We start from the raw sequence: 19,484 nt of genomic DNA on the forward strand, positions 1-19,484 counted from the left end.
AGTCGTCTAGTCAAAACTAAAACCATAAAACACATCCAGTGCATTCTCTGAACCTGTCCTGGTTTCAATGGAAATGCGCTTGGTGAATTGGTAGGTCAGTTTACCAACATTTAACAGGCCGACAATGCTTTTTTCATAGCCGACCACCAGATTGCGGTTAATGCGTTTGCCGACGCTGACGGCATAATTGGTCGGGCCACTGCCGCGGACATCGATGCTGTCCAGCCCCACGGCTTGCGCCAAACGGGTTTGTAAAGAGACCGAGTCGCCTTGCGACAGCAGGGCGCCCGCCGCGACAGACAGCAGGGCCAGGTCGCTGCTGCCGACTTGTGACATGGGTTGGCCCAGCACCAGTAGCGCGACTTTGTTTTCATTGCTGGTTTCCGGTGTGGAGACCAGTTTCAGGCGCGGCGTTTGCAGGCTGCCATTGATCTGAATGCCAACCTTGGTAGTGTCCACTTGCCGGGTCGCCAGCACATCGAGACCGATATTGGGCAGTTTGCCACTAAAAATCAGCCGTCCTGTTTCTATGTTTAGCGATTGGCCGTAGGCGAGATAGGTGCCGGTGAGGTCCAGTGTGCCGGTGGCGCTGAGTGCATCCAGCAGGCCGTTGAGTTGCAGCTTGCCACTCAAGGCGGCATTCAGGCCCTGACCCCTGAGCATGAACTGTTCTGATTCCTTAAACGGAAGCACGGTAGGTTTATCGCCAAAATCCAGCGCAAATGATTGAAGCAATAGTTTGGAGGCCGTCTCAGCACCAGGTTGTGGGGATTCAATGACGACATCCTCATCCAGCGTGGGTTTGTCCGCCTTGGGCAGTTCAAACAAGCCTTTATGAATTTTGAGATTACCGCTGATCGTTGTTTGCTGGCTATTCATACTGAGCTTGGTCTGGCCGCTTAATTGCACCCAGCGATCTACCCGTGACAGCGCCTGTAGCTTGTCTAGCTGCAAGGCGGCATTGAGTTGCCAGTCTTCCTGATTAAACTGAAACACGCCAGTGCCATTCAGTTCACCGCTTTTACCGGCAAAGTGCAATTGCTGGAGGTGTATCTGGTCTGTTGCAAGCGTGGCATTGAGCGAGCCTTGCTCCAGCCACAGGCCTTGAGACGGCACTTGTAACGATAATGCGCTGCCTTGCATGCTGCCTTGCAGGCTAGGTTGTGCGATGGTGCCATGGGCTGCCGCTTGAATATTGAGTTGCCCGCCCACTTGTGTGTCTGGCAGCAGTTTATTGAGCCAGTTTAATTGCGGCAGATGTGCTTTGAGCTCGGCCTGCAACGGCGCGGTTTTCTTGATCACCAGCCCGTCGGCGGTGGGGGTGACTTCTGTCGCCGCAGAAAATTGCAGGTCGATCGCCCGTTGCGCGTCACCGTTGGATTGCAGCGTAGCTTGTAGCTGCATGCGGTCATTGCTGGCTTGCCAGTCTGCCTGCAATGTTTGTATGCCTAGCGCTTGCCAGGCATTGGCGGTGGTATCGAATATCTGCCAGTCACCGTCAGACCGCTCCAGATGCAAGGATCCGTTCAGGTGCTGGTCCAGGGCCAGTGACCATTGACCTGATAACCGCAGTGCGTCGGCGGGCAGTGCCTCCGCAGAGCCCTGGCCAAGCCAGCCAAGCAGCGCTTGCACTGGAAAGTGGTCTAGCGCGCCTTGTGTATGCAATGCAACGGCTTGTGCTGGCGCCTTCGTGCGCGAATTGGACGCCTGGGGCGGGCGATAGTGCAGTGCTGTTACCTGCAATTGCCCGCCGGATTTGGCCTTTAGGATAAAGTCTCTGAGCTGAAAGCCCTGCTCAGGCTGCCAGGCCAGGGCTGCCGGTTTTTCAAGCTGAAACACTTTACCCGCCTGATCCTGCAATTGGGTGAGGGAGGCTTGCCAGCCCGGGTCTTGCAAACCGCTGTCCTGCCAATGGCCATTGAGCGCCAGCAGCAAGTTTCTTTGTCGTTGCGCATCGCTGTCAGTGACAGTGAGGGTGAGTTGGTGTTGGTCCAGATTGCCCTTCAGTCTGAGTTCGGCATCAATAGGTGGGCTGTCCATGCCACGCGCATCTTGCTGCGACAGGCCTTGTAACTGAATCTGGTTGTCCAGCGTGGCCTGTGATTGATTGGAAAAGTGCCCGTCGACTTGCAGACCCGCCAGGGATAAACCTTTTGGCAGCTGCAATTTCGCGCCAGACAGATGATACGAGGTCGAAAAACTGCCCTCGCTTTGGGTAATTTCGCCTTGGCCTTGCAGCTTGCCGCTAAAGCCCGGCATCAACTGTGCCAGCGAGGCCAGATTGGCTTGCCAGATCAAGTGAGTTTGTTGCGTTGCCCATGGATTGGCCTGGCTGAGTGGCTGGGTTTGGATGCTGAATGTATTCTGGTCCAGCTGCGCTTTTAGATCCAGTAGGCTTAATACACTGCCACGCAATTGCGCTTGCCCTTTGAGGATGAGCGGCTGTTGTTGCAAACGGCTATTGCCTGCATCCACGGTGATGTTGACCAGCCCTTGTTCGGTTAGGCTGCCATCGGCAACGATATTCAAATCCATGGCTCCGCCTAGCTGGGGATGCAGGTGTTTGGCTTGAAACTGTTGCAAGTGAAACGCGAGATGGCTTTGGCGCTGGTCGTCCAGGCCGATGGAGGCCTGCAACTGCACTGTATCCAGTATTTTCTGGTCCTTATTGATAGGATTTTTATTAATAGCATCTTTGGTCGATGGCTCTGGGCCGGACATTTCAACCGGAATCAGCGCGAATGGCCGTGCCTCCGGTTGGTAATGATGATTAGCCGTCATTTCCAGTCGCGTCAAATTACCAGCCAGCGTCATGCGTAAATGATAAGGCAGGTCACCTTGCGGTTGCTGCAGGTCCAGCCAGCCGCTTAAATTGAATGGCGCTGCATTCTGCATCTTAAAGTGGCTGCTGAGGTTGCCCCAGGGGCTGTGTGCCTGGCTGATATTAAATTGCAGGGCGGTATTGTCTGCATCCAGATCAAACTGGAGATGCGAAACCTGCGTGATGCTCTGGCCTTGAATAATGGTCAATTGTTCAATCTGTCCCAGATGCAGATAGAACGGCAAGGGGATGTGGATATGGGCAGGCAGGGGCGGCTGGGGCTGCGAGGTTGTCGGTGCTTGTTCGTTTGCCGGTTTGTAACGCAATGTGACCTGCTTGGCAGAAAACTGAGAGACGGTGAGTTTGCCCTGGGGCGTGACCGTCAGTTGCATATGCGAGTCTATGCCGGTCACGCTCAGTGTCGCATTCCCCAAATCGGTTTCAAACGAGGTCAGACTGGTGAGCACCAGAATATTGGCCGCCCACACGATTTGCGGCGTGATGATGATCGACAGGCAAAGCAGCAGCGCTATAAATTGTTTGAATAGTGAAGGCAGGTAGCGCAGGCGTGACATTAGAAATTCACTCCCAGGTTAAAATGCAGGCGGTATTCACCGGTCTCCTGACCACGGGCAATATCCACCCCGACCGGGCCAATCGGGCTACGCCAGCGGGCCCCCAGGCCATAGCCCAGTACAGGTTCGTAGTCTTTCCAGCTGTTGGCCGCATTGCCGAAATCGACAAACACGGCCGCGCCCCAAGAGGTGGTGAGCCATTGCACGATTTCACTGCTGCCCGTGAGCAGCACGCGGCCGCCTACAATGGCGTCTGCCTCTTTCACGCCTAAAGACTGAAAGGCATAGCCGCGCACCGACTGGTCGCCACCGGCGCGGAATAAATAAGTCGCTGGCACCCTGCCAGAGCCAGTAATACTGCCCACTTCAATGCGGCCCAGCCACTGGGTAGACTCCGTCAACGGGTAAAACGCCTGTAACCTGGCCTGCGATTGCAAAAAACGACCATCTGACAGTTTGTCTAATGGGGCCAGCTGGAATTGTGTATTGAAAATCCAGCCTTTAGTGGGTGCCAGCGCATTGTTGAGTCTGCGCATATTAAAGCCATAGGCGACGGTTGCGGCTTTATTAAACTGGGAATTTTCGCCATCTACGGTTAAAAATTCATAGAGCAGGTTGGCGCCGACAAATTGTTCTATGCTTGTCGGCTGGCCCCAATAGCGACGCACCCCATTTTGAATGGCGGTGGTGACCTGGCCTTCTACAGCGGTACGGATCAGGTTGTTTTGAATGCTGTCGCGATAGCCCTGCTCATCCGTCAGAAAGGTAATGTTGGAAGTCACGGCCTGTAAGCGTTGTTCAAGCCGTACGCTACTGTCCCACAATAGTCCGCGGTCAAACAGGTTGCGGTTGGTGTAATTGAATACTACTCTGGCCCCGGTATTGGTACTGGCGCCGGTGCCGATACGCATGGAATATTGCTCGAGTTCGGAGACCGTCACCGTGATGTCGGCAGACCGGTCCGGGTTGAGTTGATCGGTTTTGGCAATGACATCGACCGCTCTAAATTTGCCCGTGCTCATAAAACTGTTCTGTAAAGTGAGCAGATCCTCCTGGCGGTAGGGCGCCCCGGTTTTGAGTGTAATCAGCGGTCTGAGCAGGGATTCCGGGTAATGTTGCAAGCCCTGGATGAGCACGTGCCCCACCTTAACTGCCGGGCCAGAATCTACCGCGATTTCAATCACGACAGCCTGGGTTGCCGGATCGACCAGGGCTTGTGAGCGCGTCAGTTTTGCGTTGGGAAATTGATCCCTTAGCAAAGCGGCAAGGATATCGCGCTTGGCGCTGGTCCAGGCCGCTTGCGTAAAGATGCTGTTCACCGGTAAGGGCCAGCTTTTTTGCGCGGCCTCGAGTGTAGCCTGGTAGGCAGGCCGTTGCACTTCCCCAGAGATGCTGACGTTGACCTGCTTGACGGTGGCTGGTGGCGGCAACATGAGGTGGAATTCGGCTTGTGTCGCGTCTGGCCGGCGTAGGGTGGTTTGGGTCTTAAAGTAGCCTTCAGTGGCGAGCAAGTCGCTTATTTCCTGCGGGGTTTTCTGGATCAGCCGCTGCCACTCGCTCGCATTCATGCGCGGGTTGGACATCGCCTCATGAATGCTCAAGTGTTTTTGCAGCAACTCACGCAGCTTGGACTGCTGCGCCGGTAATGGATTGCCGCTGATAAAAAAACGCGTGCGGTAGCGATTGTCGGTTTGCACCTCAAACCATAAGGGTTCTTCGGCAATCGCTGGCAAAGCCGATAACAGTGGGAGAAGAAGAAAAACGTATTTGATCAAGCCGCGCAAGCGGTTTTTCAGCAGGCACAGAGGGGTAATTAAGCAGGGCTGTATGAAACGGTGAAGCAAGGACATCTGCCCAGGCCGCCAGAGCGGCTGCGGGGCAGATGTCCTGAATGAAAATGGTTGAATGAAGTACGCTAAGAGTTCCCTGGTCAAATCAACGGCGATTTAAATATGTTTAACCAGTTGACTGGCCTTGCCGGTATAAGTTGCAGGGGTCATTGCCAGCAACGCCTGCTTGGCTTCGGCAGGAATCGGCAAGGTCTCAATAAAAGCATGCAGCGATTGTTTGTTAATGCCGCCTTTACCGCGTGTCAGCTCTTTGAGTTGCTCATAAGGATTTTCAATGCCATAACGGCGCATTACGGTTTGAATCGGCTCGGCCAGTACTTCCCAGCTATTGTCCAGGTCTTCCAGCAGGCGCTGCGGATTGATTTCCAGCTTATTCAGGCCGCGCAGGCAAGAGTCATACCCCAGTAGCGTATAACCAAAGGCCACGCCCATATTACGCAGCACGGTAGAGTCGGTCAGGTCACGCTGCCAGCGTGAGATGGGAAGCTTCTCGGCCAAGTGACGCAAGATCGCGTTCGCAAGGCCCAGGTTGCCTTCAGAGTTTTCAAAGTCAATCGGGTTGACCTTGTGTGGCATGGTCGAGGAGCCAATTTCGCCGGCTTTGACTTTTTGCTTGAAATAGCCGACCGAGATATAGCCCCAGATGTCGCGGTTCAAGTCAATCAGGATGGTATTGATCCGTGCCAGCGTGTCGTAAATCTCAGCCATATAATCATGCGGCTCGATCTGGATGGTCAGCGGGTTGTACGTCAGGCCCAGAGACTCGACAAAGCGTTTGGCAAAGCTTTCCCAGTCAAAATCAGGGTAGGCAGACAAATGTGCATTGAAGTTACCCACGGCACCGTTGATCTTGCCCAAAATTTCGTTCGCTTGCAGTTGTTTCAACTGGCGTTGCAGGCGATAAACCACGTTCGCCAGCTCTTTGCCCATGGTGGTAGGGCTGGCCGTTTGACCATGCGTACGGGACAACATCGGTTGCTCAGCCAGCGCTTGCGCCAACTCAGTCAGGCGGGCAATGACTGCCTGCAGGTTAGGCTGCATGACGGCTTCACGCGCAGATTTCAGCATCAGGGCGTGAGACAGGTTGTTGATGTCTTCTGAGGTACAGGCAAAATGGATAAATTCACTGGCTTTCTTGATTTCAGGATTGCCGTCAAACTTCTCTTTGAGCCAGTATTCCAGCGCTTTCACATCGTGATTGGTACGTACTTCGATGGCTTTGACCTGCATGGCATCCGCTTCGCTGAATGCGGCAATCGCAGCATCCAGTTCGTCTATGGTCGTCGGGCTGAATGGCGCGATTTCAGCCAGCTCAGGGGCGGCACTTAGCGCTTTTAACCAGGCGACCTCTACCATCGCGCGATATTTGATCAGGGCATACTCGCTGAAATAAGGACGCAAGGGGTCAAGTTTTGATTGATAGCGGCCATCTAGCGGCGAGAGTGCGTTGAGCGTGGTGAGTGACGTCATGGTTAAACAATTTAATAGATGCGAAAAACCAGCATTTTACCCAATCCGTCCATACTTGTCTTTGTTGTCTCTGTCATGTTTGAGTGATTGGGTGTATGAGACCGCGCGGAAGTTGTCGATGAAAACCATTTTGTTTGTTAAATTGTGTCTCTTTTCATCGTGACATAATCGTTGCCTGTAAAACCTTAACTGACATGAAATTGACGCCATCCACCTTTGCCAGAGTATTGACAGGCCTATGCCTGGCAATCAGCCTGCTATGGTCGCAGATCCAGGCGGATGATTATGTGCTGGCGATGCTGGAGAAAGTCCGCCAGCGTTACGGCGAAGAGGCTTATCAGAATGTCATGCGCCTGAATGAGCTGTTTGCGCAGATTGCCGGCTCCGGCGAAATGACCAAGGTCGGTATGGTCAATGATTTTACCAATCAGCACGTGCTGTTTGTGGATGACTATACGTTGTGGGGCATGGAGGATTACTGGGCCAGCCCGCTCGAAACCTTGGGCAAGGGGGCGGGGGACTGCGAGGACTTCAGTATTGTCAAATATATTCTGCTCAAGAAACTGGGTGTTTCACAGGATAAATTACGTCTGACGTATGTTCGGGCGCGCATGCCTAGCGGCTCCATCCGCCCGCACATGGTGCTGGCTTACTATGCCACGCCCAACAGCGATCCACTGATTCTGGATAACCTCAATTTTGAATTGCTACCGGCTTCGCGCCGGGGCGACCTGGCGCCCGTCTTCAGTTTTAACGACAAGGGCTTGTTTGTGGCGAATAACCCGACGGTACGTGCGGGCTCGCCAACCAACATCTCAAAATGGCGAGATGTGTTGACGCGGATGCGACAGGACGGATTGGAATGATGGAAAAATGGTTAGAGCTATGGTTATTATGGGGTGAGGATGCTAGGCTTGCACATAGAGTCTGCACAAGGACCGGGCAGCTGCCAATCTCCCCCCAGGAAAGTAAGAGGGCTTTCTGATGTCATTAATCAAACAAATACGTATTGCAATTTCGGCCATCATTTTGATGGTGGCCGCCGGATGTCTGTTTTTGGGCGTCTATAATGATCACCGCTATATGGCGGAGCAGCTACAGAAAAAAAATAATGATAATGCCAACGGGCTGGCCATTACACTTTCCAATATTCAAAAAGACAATGTCACGGTTGAGCTGATCGTCAGCGCCCAGTTTGACATGGGGCACTATCGCCGCATTGCGATTGTGTCGCCTGACAACAAGACCATGATAGAACGCGTGAATCGTGCGCCCCATTCAGAGGCCCCAAGCTGGTTCCAGTCTTTATTGTCAATTGAGATCCAACCCGGCGTTGCCAATATTCAGTCCGGGTGGCAGCAATATGGCACCCTGATCATGGAAAGCGAGCCCTCGCTGGCGTACGACCAGCTGTGGGAAACGTCTCGTCATGCCTTGCTGTGGACACTGCTGGTTGCCTTGTTGAGTTATGCAATTTCTGGCGTATGGCTCAAGAAAATCTTGCGGCCACTGGATGAAGTCATTGGGCAGGCAGAAGCCTTGGGGGAGCGTAAATACATTACGATTGCCGAGCCGGAGACGGAAGAGTTCAAGAAGCTGGTGCGCACCATGAACACCTTGTCCGAGCGCGTCAAGTCTATGGTGACGGCAGAGTCCGAGCGCTTGAATACTTTTAACCAGCAAATCAACTATGACGAAGTGACCGGTCTCATGAACCAGTCACACTTTACCAACACGGCATCGGTGGCACTCAAGAATGACAGTTTTGTCGAGGGCATGCTGATTCTGGTACAAATGCGTAACCTGTCCGATATCGACCGGCAAATGGGCTACAGTGTGACCAACCAGCTGATCAAAAAAATCGGCGATGCGCTGTTGCAGCAGATGGCACATTATCCTGATGTGGTTTGTGGCCGACTGGCCGGGGGCGTTTTCGGGATTTTCAGTCGCCAGCCTGTCGATGATTTCGCCGTGGCGACCGAGCTCAAACTGGTGCTGGAAAAACTCAATGCCGCGCAACAGATGTTGCAATTCCAGTTTGTCGTGACGCATACCAAAACCAAAAAAGGCGACGACTTTGCCGATATCTACCGCGTCATGCAATTTATTCTTGACCTGGCTGAGGATCAAGCCGCCTTGCCGATGCGCGTCATGAATGCCAATAGCATCGTCACCTCAAGAAAAAATTATCTGAACCAGTGGAAGCAGCAGTTCCTGCAGGCGATCGAACAGAAGCAAATCAAGCTAGCCTGCTACCCGGTGATGCAGCGGCATCAACAATTGTTCCACTACGAATGCCCCTTGCGCTTGCATATTGATGAAGGCGATCAATGGCTGGCAGCGGGGGCCTTTATTGATTGGGCCAGCCAGCTCGATATGATCAAAACGCTGGATGGTCTTGCGTTGGAGTATGCCGTCGATATGCTGGCCAAGAGCAACGCCAACTTAAGTGTGAATGTCTCGGCCGCTGCCATGCGTAGTGATGATTACCGTGACAAGCTGCAGGCCTTGATCCTGTCCGTGAATCAACCTGCCAGATTGAGTTTTGAGGTGGCAGAAGAGGCGGCGTTTAGTGACTTTATTAAGTTCAGGGAGTTTGTGCACCTGGTCAAATCGCTGGGTTGCATGGTCGGGATGGAGCATGTTGCCACCCGCTTGGCGCAGTTGGGTGACTTGCACGAGCTGGGACTGGACTATATCAAGTTTGACGCATCTCTAATCCGCGATATTCATTTGCGGCCACAACAGCAATCACTGATGCGCGGCCTCTGCATGATGGTGCGCACCATGGGCATCGTGCCGATTGCCGAGGGGGTGCAGGATCAGCAGGAGCTGGATAGTTTGAATGCGGTGGGGATAGAGGCGGTGACCGGCCCTTACGTACAGGAAAGCCTCTCGTTTGGCGAGCTCTGATACGGTCAATTTTTGTAATTCAACGGGGTTATGCCATATACTTCCCGTTTTGATATCAATTAAAACACCATACAATCAATCTTGCTAATCAGTCGCTGATATCACTCGGACAAGGATAATAATAAGTCATCTGCCATGGAAACGACGCAATACTTCAATAAAACCGAGAAAGACGCTCTGCTGGAGTGCCTCCTTTATATTTGCCGCCATAACCGGTTGGCCACTACACGCGACGCCCTGATTTCAGGCTTGCCGTTGCAAAATGGCAAATTAAACCCCGAATTATTCAAACGTTCTGCGGAGCGTTTGCAACTGGATGTGACGGTCAAGCAAGCGGCCATTCCAACTTTGCTGCAACCGCAGGTGGATGTCACTTTGCTGTTGAACAATGACCGGGCCTGCCAGTTGATTCAGGTAGACCAGTCGCAGCATTTTGCCCAGGTTATTTTCCCTGAGCTGTCTTCTGAACCAGTCACCATCAGTCTGGCGGATTTGGCTGCGCAATATACCGGCTATGCCTTGATTACCCGGCAAAACTTCATTTTTGATGCACGTACGCCTGAGGTGGGCCGTATCAAAGTCCGGCACTGGTTCTGGGGCACGCTGGCCGAAAACCGCGCGATTTACCGCGATGTGATGATTGCCGCATTGCTGATTAATCTATTTGCGCTGGCCATGCCGTTGTTCACCATGAACGTCTATGACCGCGTGGTACCTAACAAGGCAGTTGAGACCTTGTGGGTGCTCGGCTTAGGTGTGGCGCTGATAGTGCTGGGGGATTTGCTGTTACGTTCAATGCGTACCTATTTTCTGGATTGGGCCAGTGCGCGTATTGATGTGAAACTCAGTGCACAGATCATGGAAAAGGTCCTGGGCACGCGCTATGAAGCCAGACCGAATTCCGTTGGCTCGTTTGCTTCCAATCTGCGTTCGTTTGAAAGTGTGCGCGACTTTATTACTTCAGCCACTGTGGTGACGTTGATCGACCTGCCGTTCGGGATTATTTTTCTGGTGGTTATTGCCTGGATCAGTCCGTTGATGGTGCTGCCTGCTGTGATTGGCGGTGCCATTGTGCTGATTTACTCGTTGAGCGTGCAAACCAAACTGCATGACCTGTCTGAAACCATGTACCGTGCCAGCGCACAGCGCAATGCCACACTGATTGAAAGCCTGGTGGGGCTGGAGACGGTAAAATCCATGGGCGTGGAAGGGCAGATGCAGGGCAAGTGGGAGAAGAGTGCGCTGTTTCTGTCAGAAGTCGGCAGCAAGATTAAACTGCTCTCGTCATCGATTACCAACGGCACTTACGCTTTACAGCAGATCATTAGTGTCGCCATCATTATTCTGGGCGTTTACCTGATCTCAAATGGTGATTTGACCATGGGCGGCTTGATTGCTTGCTCGCAGTTGACCAGCCGTGCCCTGGCGCCGATTTCACAAATTGCCAATTTGTTTACCCAGTACCACACTGCGGCGACTTCGCTGAAATCGCTGGATGACATTATGGGCAAACCGGTTGAGCGTAGTAAAGGCATGAATTTCCTCTCGCGCCCCGCGTTCAAAGGCGAAATCGAGTTTAAGAATGTCTCCTTTAAATATCCTGGTTCGGATGAGTTTGCCTTGCAGCGGGTGTCTTTCAGGATTCAAGCGGGTGAGCATGTTGGGCTGATCGGACGGATGGGCTCTGGCAAGACGACAATCAACAAGCTGATTCTGGGCTTGTACCAGCCAACCGAGGGCGCGATTCTGATTGATGGCATTGACGCGCGTCAAATCGATCCGGCCGAATTACGTCGCAGCATTGGCTATGTGCAGCAGGATAATCACCTGTTTTTTGGATCGTTGCGTGACAACATCACGTTGCGTGACCCGCATGCCGATGATCAATCAGTCTTGCAAGCGGCTCAGGTGGGGGGGATTGCCGAGTTTGTCAATGCGCACCCCAAAGGCTTTGATCTTGAAATCGGTGAGCGTGGCGATACGCTGTCTGGAGGTCAGCGCCAGGGGGTGGGGATTGCACGTGCGTTTGTGACTCATCCGCAAATTGTGTTGCTCGATGAGCCGACCAGTGCCATGGATCACTCAGGCGAAGAAAGCGTTAAGCGCAGAATTGGCGAAGCCATTGCCGGAAAAACGCTGGTCGTGATTAGTCACCGCAACGCGATGCTGGAGCTGGCGGATCGGTTGATCGTCATTGACTCTGGCCAAGTGGTTGCAGATGGCAGTAAAGAAGACGTGACTGCAGCATTGCGTGCGGGCAAAGTGGGTAAGGCAAGATAATCATGGCAAAAAAAATATACGATCAAATTGGTCAGATTACCAAACCAGACAGTATTTGGGTGCGCCTGGGTAAGCCTGTACACGCGCTGGTGGATAGAATTGTCAAAACCGAGACAGCGGAATCGCGCACCTGGGTGGAGCAGGCGCATGATGTGATGGTTGAAGACACCATGTTGCATGCCAAGCTGATCATGTATTCTATCCTCGGGATCTTGGTAGTTTTGCTGGTTTGGGCCGGCATTGCCAAGGTTGATGAGGTGACCCGTGGTGAGGGGCGTGTGATTCCGTCACGTCAGGTGCAGGTTGTGCAATCGCTGGATGGTGGGATTGTGACTGACATCATGGTACAGCTGGGGGATACGGTTAAACGCGGTCAACCCTTGATCAAGATTGATGAAACGCGGGCGATCTCCTCCCTCAAGGAAAACGAGAGTCAGTACCTTTCCTTGACGGCAAAAGAGGCGCGACTGAAGGCATTGGCGAATGGCGGTAGCTTTAACCCGCCCAGTGAGGTGCAAGAAAAAGCGCCTGATACCTATTTGCAAGAGCTGCAGTTATTTAACGCTGCCAGAGATGAGTTGAATTCGCAAATCAATATTGCACGCGACCAACTATCGCAACGTGAACGTGAACTATCGGAAGTGCAGTTTAAGAAAGAAGTGGCGATCAAGACTTATGAGTCTACCAGTAAAGAGCTCGCTGCCAATCGCCCTTTACTCAGTAGTGGAGCGGTTTCAGAGATTGAGATTTTGCGCTTGGAGCGTGATGCAAACCGTGCCAAAGGGGATATTGATCAGGCATCGGCACAGATGTCACGATTGACCGCCGCGATTTCAGAAGCGCGCCGCAAGGTTTCTGAAGCACAACAATCCTTCATGAGCAAAGTCCGCACAGATTTGAATGAGACGACTGCCAAAATCAACAGTCTGACACAATCCAGTGTAGCGCTTTCAGATAAAGTGAAACAGTCGACATTGACTTCGCCGGTGAACGGCAAAATCAGCAAGCTTTACTATAATACGGTAGGCGGCGTCATTCAGCCTGGTAAAGAGGTGATGGAGATTGTGCCAGGCGATGATGCACTGGTGATTGAAACCAAAGTACAAACCAAGGATATCGCCTTTATCCGGCCGCAACAGCCGGCAGTGGTCAAACTCACGGCCTACGATTACACTATATATGGTAGTTTGGATGGTGTTGTAGAAGATATTGCTGCAGATTCCACGATAGACGATAAAGGTAATGCATATTATGTCGTTAAAGTGAGGACAACCAAGAATAATCTTGGCGACCATCTGCCGATTATTCCGGGGATGGTGGCACAGGTAGATATCCTCACAGGTAAAAAAACGGTGCTGTCTTATTTATTAAAACCAGTGTTAAAAGCTAAATCGTACGCATTGACCGAGCGCTAAAAACTATGAAGCATATATTTATCACGACCCTCAAAAACGCAATCGAGTCCTGGCAAAAGGCCTTTCCTCAATCAACCCTCATTTCTGATGTGATTTCTGCAGATATTGCAGGGGCACCCATCATTTGGGTGCATGCGCAACTTGAGCAGGGCAGCCTTTGGCGTCAATCTGTGCAACACATTCTTCGCGTGTTGCCTGCCGCCAAAGTCATCGTCCTCTCCAATAACCCCGAGCAAGTTGAAGCCATGCAGGCACTGGAGTCAGGGGCGGTTGGCTATTTGCATGCGTATGCACATCCAAATGTGCTCAAAGAGGTTTCTAGTGTGGTTTCGCAAGGCGGGGTATGGCTGGGACGTGATGTACTCAAGCATCTGATCAGCCTCACAACCGGTGGCAAAGCCACGTCAGCTGTGCCAGAGGATATTCTGGAGAATTTGACCAAGCGTGAGCGAGAGGTGGCGTTAGAGGCCGCTAAAGGAAGTAGTAATAAAGAGATTGCCCGCTTACTGGCCATCTCCGAGCGTACGGTTAAGGCACATCTTACTTCTGTCTTTGATACGCTTAAGGTGCGCGACCGGTTGCATTTGGCTTTGGTTCTGCAGGGGCAGTCCACGCCGGGACATTTTGCCGGTAATGTGGGCATTAAAAATCCCAGCTTAAATAAATCTCAACTAAATTAACGTGTAATAAATAAGTTAACGCATATATTTACCGTGTAAATATATGAATATATGAAGGTTTTTTTGAGTTTTTATATTGCATCAATTCCATTTTTTTGACTAATTACACTAAATTTATCAAAAAGTTTGTGGTTTATTGCGGCGACCACTCTTGTGCAGGCTTAGTTCCGTGGTTATACTGATTTTGGATGAATCTTTATAACTTGTTAAGAGTCTGCAAATGAAACTAAAAAAAATTGCCTCAGCGCTCCTCGTGGGCGTGTTCTCTTATTCTTCGTTGGCCTGGGCGGCGAGTCCTGAAAGTCTCGAAAAAATTATCGAGAAAGCAGTATCAGAGAACCCAGAAGTTCAAGCGAGCTTTCATGCATTTAAGTCAGCGGAACTGGATGAGTCTGCGGCCAAAGGCAAATATCTGCCGAACGTGACTGTAGATCAGGTGTTCAGAAATCAGGAGCGCCTGACCCCTAATGTAAGCAATACCTATTCTCCTAACCAGCAATCCACCCTGACTCTGCGCCAAATGATTTTTGATGGCCTGGCGACGCCATCAGAAGTCGGTCGTCTGGACCATGTGGCTAAGTCACGCTTCTACGAGTTGCAAGGGCAGATGCAGGCAGTAGCGTTAGATACCGCCACGGCTTACTACGATTTGATCCGTTACCGCCGCTTGGTCTCTTATGCTCAGGATAACTTTGTCGTACACAAGCAAGTCTTCGATAAGATCAAGTCTCGTGTAGATGCTGGCGTAGGTAAGAAGGTTGACCTTGAGCAAGCAACAGGGCGTCTTGCTTTGGCCGAGGCTAATCTGGTGACGGAAACAAATAATTTGTATGATGTTTCTGCGCGCTTTCAGCGTCTGGTAGGTGAGTTGCCGCCGGAGAATCTGAATGAAGTGATGATGACGGGCGATGGTCTTGCTCCTTCAGCTGATCAGGTGTTAGATGCTGCTTACAAGCAAAACCCGAACGTTCTGGCTGCGATCGAAAATATTATTGCGGTTGAAAAATCTGTTTCCGGTCGTAAAGCTGCCTTTATGCCGCGTGTTGATTTGCAAGGCCGTAAAATTATTGACGTCAACGATAAAAGTAGACTCAGTACTTTAGCTGCCGATACGCTGGAAGTAACTGCGAGCTGGAATATTTTCAACGGCTTTACGGATAAATCCAATCTGGACTCCGCGGTTGAAACCCTGAACCGCTCACACGACTTGCGAGACAAAGCGTGTATTGATACCCGCCAACTGGTTGCAATTTCTTACAACAGCATTAAGCAACTGACTGAGCAAGTGGCTTACCGCAAACAGCATCAGGATTCGATTGAAAATGCGCGCTTGGCTTATCGCAAGCAATACGAAATCGGCCAGCGTACCTTGCTTGACTTGCTGGATACTGAAAACGAATACTTCCAGTCACGTCGTAACTTCACTATTGCGGAAATGGATTTGAATACGGCCTATGCAAAAACGTATGCAGGTCAAGGCTTGTTGCTGAGCAAACTCGGCGTTACACGCACAGATGTGGGTGATTATCCTCGTGAAGAATACATGGATCGCGAGAATGTGTGTAAAGCAGTAGTGCCTGAGCAAATCGTGCCCGATAAAGCAGCATTGCTGGCAAATGCCAAACCATGGGAAGGTAGTGGTGAAGCCTTTAAGCCTAAAGCGCAAGAAAAGGCGACCATGAAATTTACGCCACGCATTCTGTTCCAGGCTAATAGTGCGATTATCTTGCCAGAGTCCTATGCCGACCTGGATATTGTGAATGATATTGTCAAAGAGTGGGGCAACGACAAGGTTGAGATTGCTGGCCACACGGACAAGCGTAGTACTTCCAAAGAAAAGTACAATCTGCTGTTGTCTGAAAAACGTGCAAAAGCTGTTGCCGACTATCTGATCAAAAAAGGCACTGATGCTAAGCGTCTGGTTGTTAAGGGCTATGGTTTCTCACAGCCGATTGCTGAAAACGATCCAGTTGAAGGTAACGATGCCAACCGTCGTGTAGAAATTATTCGTTTCCAGGCTGTTGAGTAATTATTCCAAGACGATTAAGTTGTTTAAATGAAAGCGGAGTCATTTGACTCCGCTTTTTTTTATATCTCTACGCGTTATGACTTTTAAATTACTTAAGCGTTTTATATCCCAAGTTTCATACTGTACTTTAGTACAATAGATTTTCATTGTTTACTCGCGTTTAATACGAGACTATCAAAATTGTCTCAACTTAAAGTGAGGAAAAAATGGCTACTGTGATCGGTACAGTTACAAACGTTCAAGGTATGGCAATTGTTGTGGATGCAAATGGCAGTCGCCATATGTTGAAACAGGGCGAAACGCTGCATGCAGGAGATAAAGTAATTACTGCCTCTGGCGCAGCCGTTACTGTGAAACTTGCAAATGGTGAAATCGTTAATTTTGCCGAAGCGCAAACCGTCAAAATTACAGATAACCTTGCGCAAGTTGATGTATCCGATGTCACAGAAAATGCTGTTAACCAAGCTGTATTTGATGCCGTTTTAACTGCCTTGAATGAAGGCCGCGATGTTACTGAGGTGCTTGATAACCCGGCAGCCGGTGAAGCTGGTAGTGATGGTAATGCCTCCTTCGTTAACTTGGATCGTATTCAAACGCCTGATGCAGCAGGGGCTAACTATAACGGCGGTAATGGTGCCGGCGCAGATGCAGGCGCAGTAAATATTCCTCCAAACTACGTTTACCTCTTACCCGCAACCAGTTCACCCACTGTTACATTACTTAATGATCAAGCACCAGAAGGCCTGTTGAGTGCAAGTGAAGTCACGAATGGTCAAACGACAGCGCGTATCGGGCTGCCAATAGGCGTCGAGCCAGGTGATGTTGTGAATGTGGTGCATAACACTGGTTCAATTACGGTTACTTTGACAGCTGAAATTATTGCAGCAGGATTTGTAGATGTTAGCATTCCTGTACCCTCAAGCCTGGAAGGTCAAACACTTTTAGTCTCTGCATCTGTGACAAATCAGTCGGGTCAGACTTCACCTACAGCCTCAGACTCTGCGCTGGTTGACACCACTCCGCCTGATTTAAGCAAGATCAGTGGCCAATTACCTGAAACAGTGATTGATGATACAGGTGCAAGCCAAACAGACAATATAACAAACAATCGTAATCCGACTTTAATTGGTACTACTGAGTTGGTGACTGATCGTGTTGTTGTGACGATTGATGGTAAAGACTACACAGCTACTGTGTCAGCTGGGCCTAATGGTACAGCCGTATGGACAGTGCCTTTAACGGGTGCTGCTTTAGGCAATGGAACATTTACACCAATCATTACAGTCACTGATCTGGCAGGGAATGTAAGCACCAAAAATAGTGAGACATTTACCGTAGATATTAATGCACCGGAAGTCACAATCACACTAGATTCCAACATTGCAGGTGATGGTGTTGTGAACCTGACAGAGTCTCAGTCTGCGGGTATTCCTGTGACAGGGACAGTAACAGGCGAGTTTAAAACAGGTGATGTTGTAACCATTACTGTCAATGGTAAAGACTTTACCGGCGCGGTAGATGCAAATGGTAAGTTTACAATCAATGTTCCAGGTGCTGACCTGGCGGCAGACCCAGACAAAACGGTTGACGCAAAAATCACTACAACTGATACAGCAGGTAACTCAACCACTGCCACCACCAAGCAAGCTTACGATGTGGACACCACCCCGCCTGATTTGAGTAAGATTAGTGGTGAGCTTCCAGAAACAGTTGTGGATGATACAGGTGTCAGCCAAACCGATAATATTACAAAAAATACGCAACCAACCTTAACTGGTACGACTGAGAAGGTTACCGATAAAGTCGAAGTGACGATTGATGGTAATAAGTATACCGCGACAGTGACAGCGGGTCCGAATGGCACCGCGGTATGGAGCCTCAGTCTTAAAGATATAAACGCTGCTCCATTAACCAGCAAAACTTATACTCCTGTCCTGACCGTGACAGATTTGGCTGGTAATGTAAGCACCAAAAATAGTGAGACATTTACCGTAGATGCTGATGCACCGAAAATCACAATCACACTAGATTCCAACATTGCAGGTGATGGTGTTGTGAACGTGACAGAGTCTCAGTCTGCGGGTATTCCTGTGACAGGGACAGTAACAGGTGAGTTTAAAACAGGTGATGTTGTAACCATTACTGTCAATGGTAAAGACTTTACCGGCGCGGTAGACGCAAATGGTAAGTTTACAATCAATGTTCCAGGTGCTGACCTGGCGACAGACCCAGACAAAACAGTTGATGCGAAAATCACCACAACTGATATCGCAGGTAACTCAACCACTGCCACCACCAAACAAGCTTATGATGTTGACACTACTCCGCCTGATTTGAGCAAGATCAGTGGCCAATTGCCTGAAACTGTGATTGACGATACCGGTGCAAGTCAAACGGACAATATCACCAAAAACCAAGCCCCTACTTTGATCGGGACGACAGAAAACGTCACTGATAAAGTGGTGGTTACAATTGATGGTAAAGACTACACAGCCACAGTATCAGCTGGACCTAATGGTACCGCTGTATGGACCGTGCCTTTAACAGGGGCTGCTTTAAACAGTGGAACATATACACCAATCATTACAGTCACTGATCTGGCAGGGAATGTAAGCACCAAAAATAGTGAGACGTTTACCGTAGATGTTGATGCACCAAAAGTCACAATCACGCTAGATTCCAACATTGCTGGTGATGGTGTTGTGAATCTGACAGAGTCGCAGTCTGCCGGTATTCCAGTAACAGGCAAAGTTGCTGGTGAATTTAAGGCGGGTGATATAGTCACCATTACTGTAAACGGTAATAACTATACCGGCGCTGTAGACGCAAATGGTAATTTCTCAATTAAGGTCCCTGGTGTAGATTTGGCTGGTGATTCTGACCGCACTGTAGATGCAAAAATCACTGTCACCGATGTAGCAGGCAACTCAACAAGTGCTAGTGATACACAAGTTTATAGCGTTGATGTAGCACCCCCAGCTTTAGCGATCAGCCTGGATGCAAACGTTGCTGGTGATGGTATTGTGAACGTGGCTGAATCGACTGCTGCTTCCATCCCAGTGACTGGTACAGTGAGTGGTCAATTCAAGGTAGGCGATATTGTCACCTTGACCATTAACAACAAGACCTTTACTGGTGCAGTTCTGGATGGTGGTAAGTTCTCCATCAATGTTCCTGGCGCAGACCTGGCGGCTGATGCTGACAGCACTATTGTTGCGAGCGTGACCACAACGAATACTGTGGGTAACAGCGCAACCGCCACTGATACACAGACATATACCGTGAACTTGTTGCCTCCAGCCTTGGCGATCAGCCTGGATGCAAACGTTGCTGGTGATGGCATTGTGAACGTTGCTGAATCGACTGCTGCAGCCATTCCAGTGACTGGTACCGTGAGTGGTCAATTCAAGGCCGGCGATATTGTTACGATTACGATCAATGGCAAAGACTT

10 protein-coding genes are annotated in these 19,484 nt (G+C 50.4%); 7 read left to right on the plus strand and 3 right to left on the minus strand.

Annotation, left to right across the window (positions count from 1 at the left end; all coding sequences use genetic code 11):
• Window positions 1-6: 6 nt before the first annotated feature.
• The 3 genes from Q9292_RS02235 to purB form a co-directional block, all read right to left on the minus strand.
• Window positions 7-3,396 (minus strand): translocation/assembly module TamB domain-containing protein, encoded by a 3,390-nt coding sequence (locus Q9292_RS02235; protein WP_313984229.1) that lies wholly within the window; start codon window positions 3,394-3,396, stop codon window positions 7-9.
• A complete protein-coding gene (locus Q9292_RS02240) occupies window positions 3,396-5,129 on the minus strand; it encodes an autotransporter assembly complex family protein (protein ID WP_313984232.1) in 1,734 nt (577 codons plus the stop codon). The genes Q9292_RS02235 and Q9292_RS02240 overlap by 1 nt, the downstream gene beginning before the upstream one ends.
• Window positions 5,130-5,342: 213 nt before the next feature.
• Window positions 5,343-6,716 (minus strand): adenylosuccinate lyase, encoded by a 1,374-nt coding sequence (purB, locus tag Q9292_RS02245; protein WP_275356807.1) that lies wholly within the window; start codon window positions 6,714-6,716, stop codon window positions 5,343-5,345.
• A 194-nt stretch (window positions 6,717-6,910) separates the two neighbouring features.
• Between purB and Q9292_RS02250 the strand changes: the two genes are divergently transcribed.
• The 7 genes from Q9292_RS02250 to Q9292_RS02280 form a co-directional block, all read left to right on the plus strand.
• Window positions 6,911-7,582: a transglutaminase-like cysteine peptidase gene (locus Q9292_RS02250; RefSeq protein WP_313984236.1), complete on the plus strand. Its 672-nt coding sequence runs from the start codon at window positions 6,911-6,913 to the stop codon at window positions 7,580-7,582.
• A gap of 118 nt (window positions 7,583-7,700) precedes the next feature.
• Complete coding sequence (locus tag Q9292_RS02255; RefSeq protein ID WP_194746989.1) at window positions 7,701-9,629, plus strand: EAL domain-containing protein; 1,929 nt, start codon at window positions 7,701-7,703, stop codon at window positions 9,627-9,629.
• A 135-nt stretch (window positions 9,630-9,764) separates the two neighbouring features.
• Window positions 9,765-11,909, plus strand: a complete 2,145-nt coding sequence (locus Q9292_RS02260; protein WP_313984238.1) for a type I secretion system permease/ATPase — start codon at window positions 9,765-9,767, stop codon at window positions 11,907-11,909.
• Window positions 11,910-11,911: 2 nt separating this feature from the next.
• Window positions 11,912-13,324 (plus strand): HlyD family type I secretion periplasmic adaptor subunit, encoded by a 1,413-nt coding sequence (locus Q9292_RS02265; RefSeq protein ID WP_194746987.1) that lies wholly within the window; start codon window positions 11,912-11,914, stop codon window positions 13,322-13,324.
• A gap of 5 nt (window positions 13,325-13,329) precedes the next feature.
• The gene (locus Q9292_RS02270; protein ID WP_313984242.1) at window positions 13,330-14,004 is read left to right on the plus strand and encodes a response regulator transcription factor; all 675 of its coding nucleotides are present in this window, start codon (window positions 13,330-13,332) and stop codon (window positions 14,002-14,004) included.
• A gap of 220 nt (window positions 14,005-14,224) precedes the next feature.
• Window positions 14,225-16,033 (plus strand): TolC family outer membrane protein, encoded by a 1,809-nt coding sequence (locus Q9292_RS02275; RefSeq protein WP_194746985.1) that lies wholly within the window; start codon window positions 14,225-14,227, stop codon window positions 16,031-16,033.
• A 206-nt stretch (window positions 16,034-16,239) separates the two neighbouring features.
• Window positions 16,240-19,484: retention module-containing protein (locus Q9292_RS02280; RefSeq protein ID WP_313984245.1), on the plus strand; the 3,245-nt coding region annotated here is incomplete at its 3' end.

The organism is Methylophilus sp. VKM B-3414, from assembly GCF_032248435.1.
Lineage (GTDB): Bacteria > Pseudomonadota > Gammaproteobacteria > Burkholderiales > Methylophilaceae > Methylophilus > Methylophilus glucosoxydans.

Excerpts from the sequence above, each read along its gene's own strand:
- Q9292_RS02235 (WP_313984229.1), bottom strand. The coding sequence starts at position 3,396 with ATGTCACGCCTGCGCTACCTGCCTTCACTATTCAAACAATTTATAGCG.
- purB (WP_275356807.1), bottom strand. The coding sequence starts at position 6,716 with ATGACGTCACTCACCACGCTCAACGCACTCTCGCCGCTAGATGGCCGC.
- Q9292_RS02250 (WP_313984236.1), top strand. The coding sequence starts at position 6,911 with ATGAAATTGACGCCATCCACCTTTGCCAGAGTATTGACAGGCCTATGC.
- Q9292_RS02255 (WP_194746989.1), top strand. The coding sequence starts at position 7,701 with ATGTCATTAATCAAACAAATACGTATTGCAATTTCGGCCATCATTTTG.
- Q9292_RS02260 (WP_313984238.1), top strand. The coding sequence starts at position 9,765 with ATGGAAACGACGCAATACTTCAATAAAACCGAGAAAGACGCTCTGCTG.
- Q9292_RS02265 (WP_194746987.1), top strand. The coding sequence starts at position 11,912 with ATGGCAAAAAAAATATACGATCAAATTGGTCAGATTACCAAACCAGAC.
- Q9292_RS02270 (WP_313984242.1), top strand. The coding sequence starts at position 13,330 with ATGAAGCATATATTTATCACGACCCTCAAAAACGCAATCGAGTCCTGG.
- Q9292_RS02275 (WP_194746985.1), top strand. The coding sequence starts at position 14,225 with ATGAAACTAAAAAAAATTGCCTCAGCGCTCCTCGTGGGCGTGTTCTCT.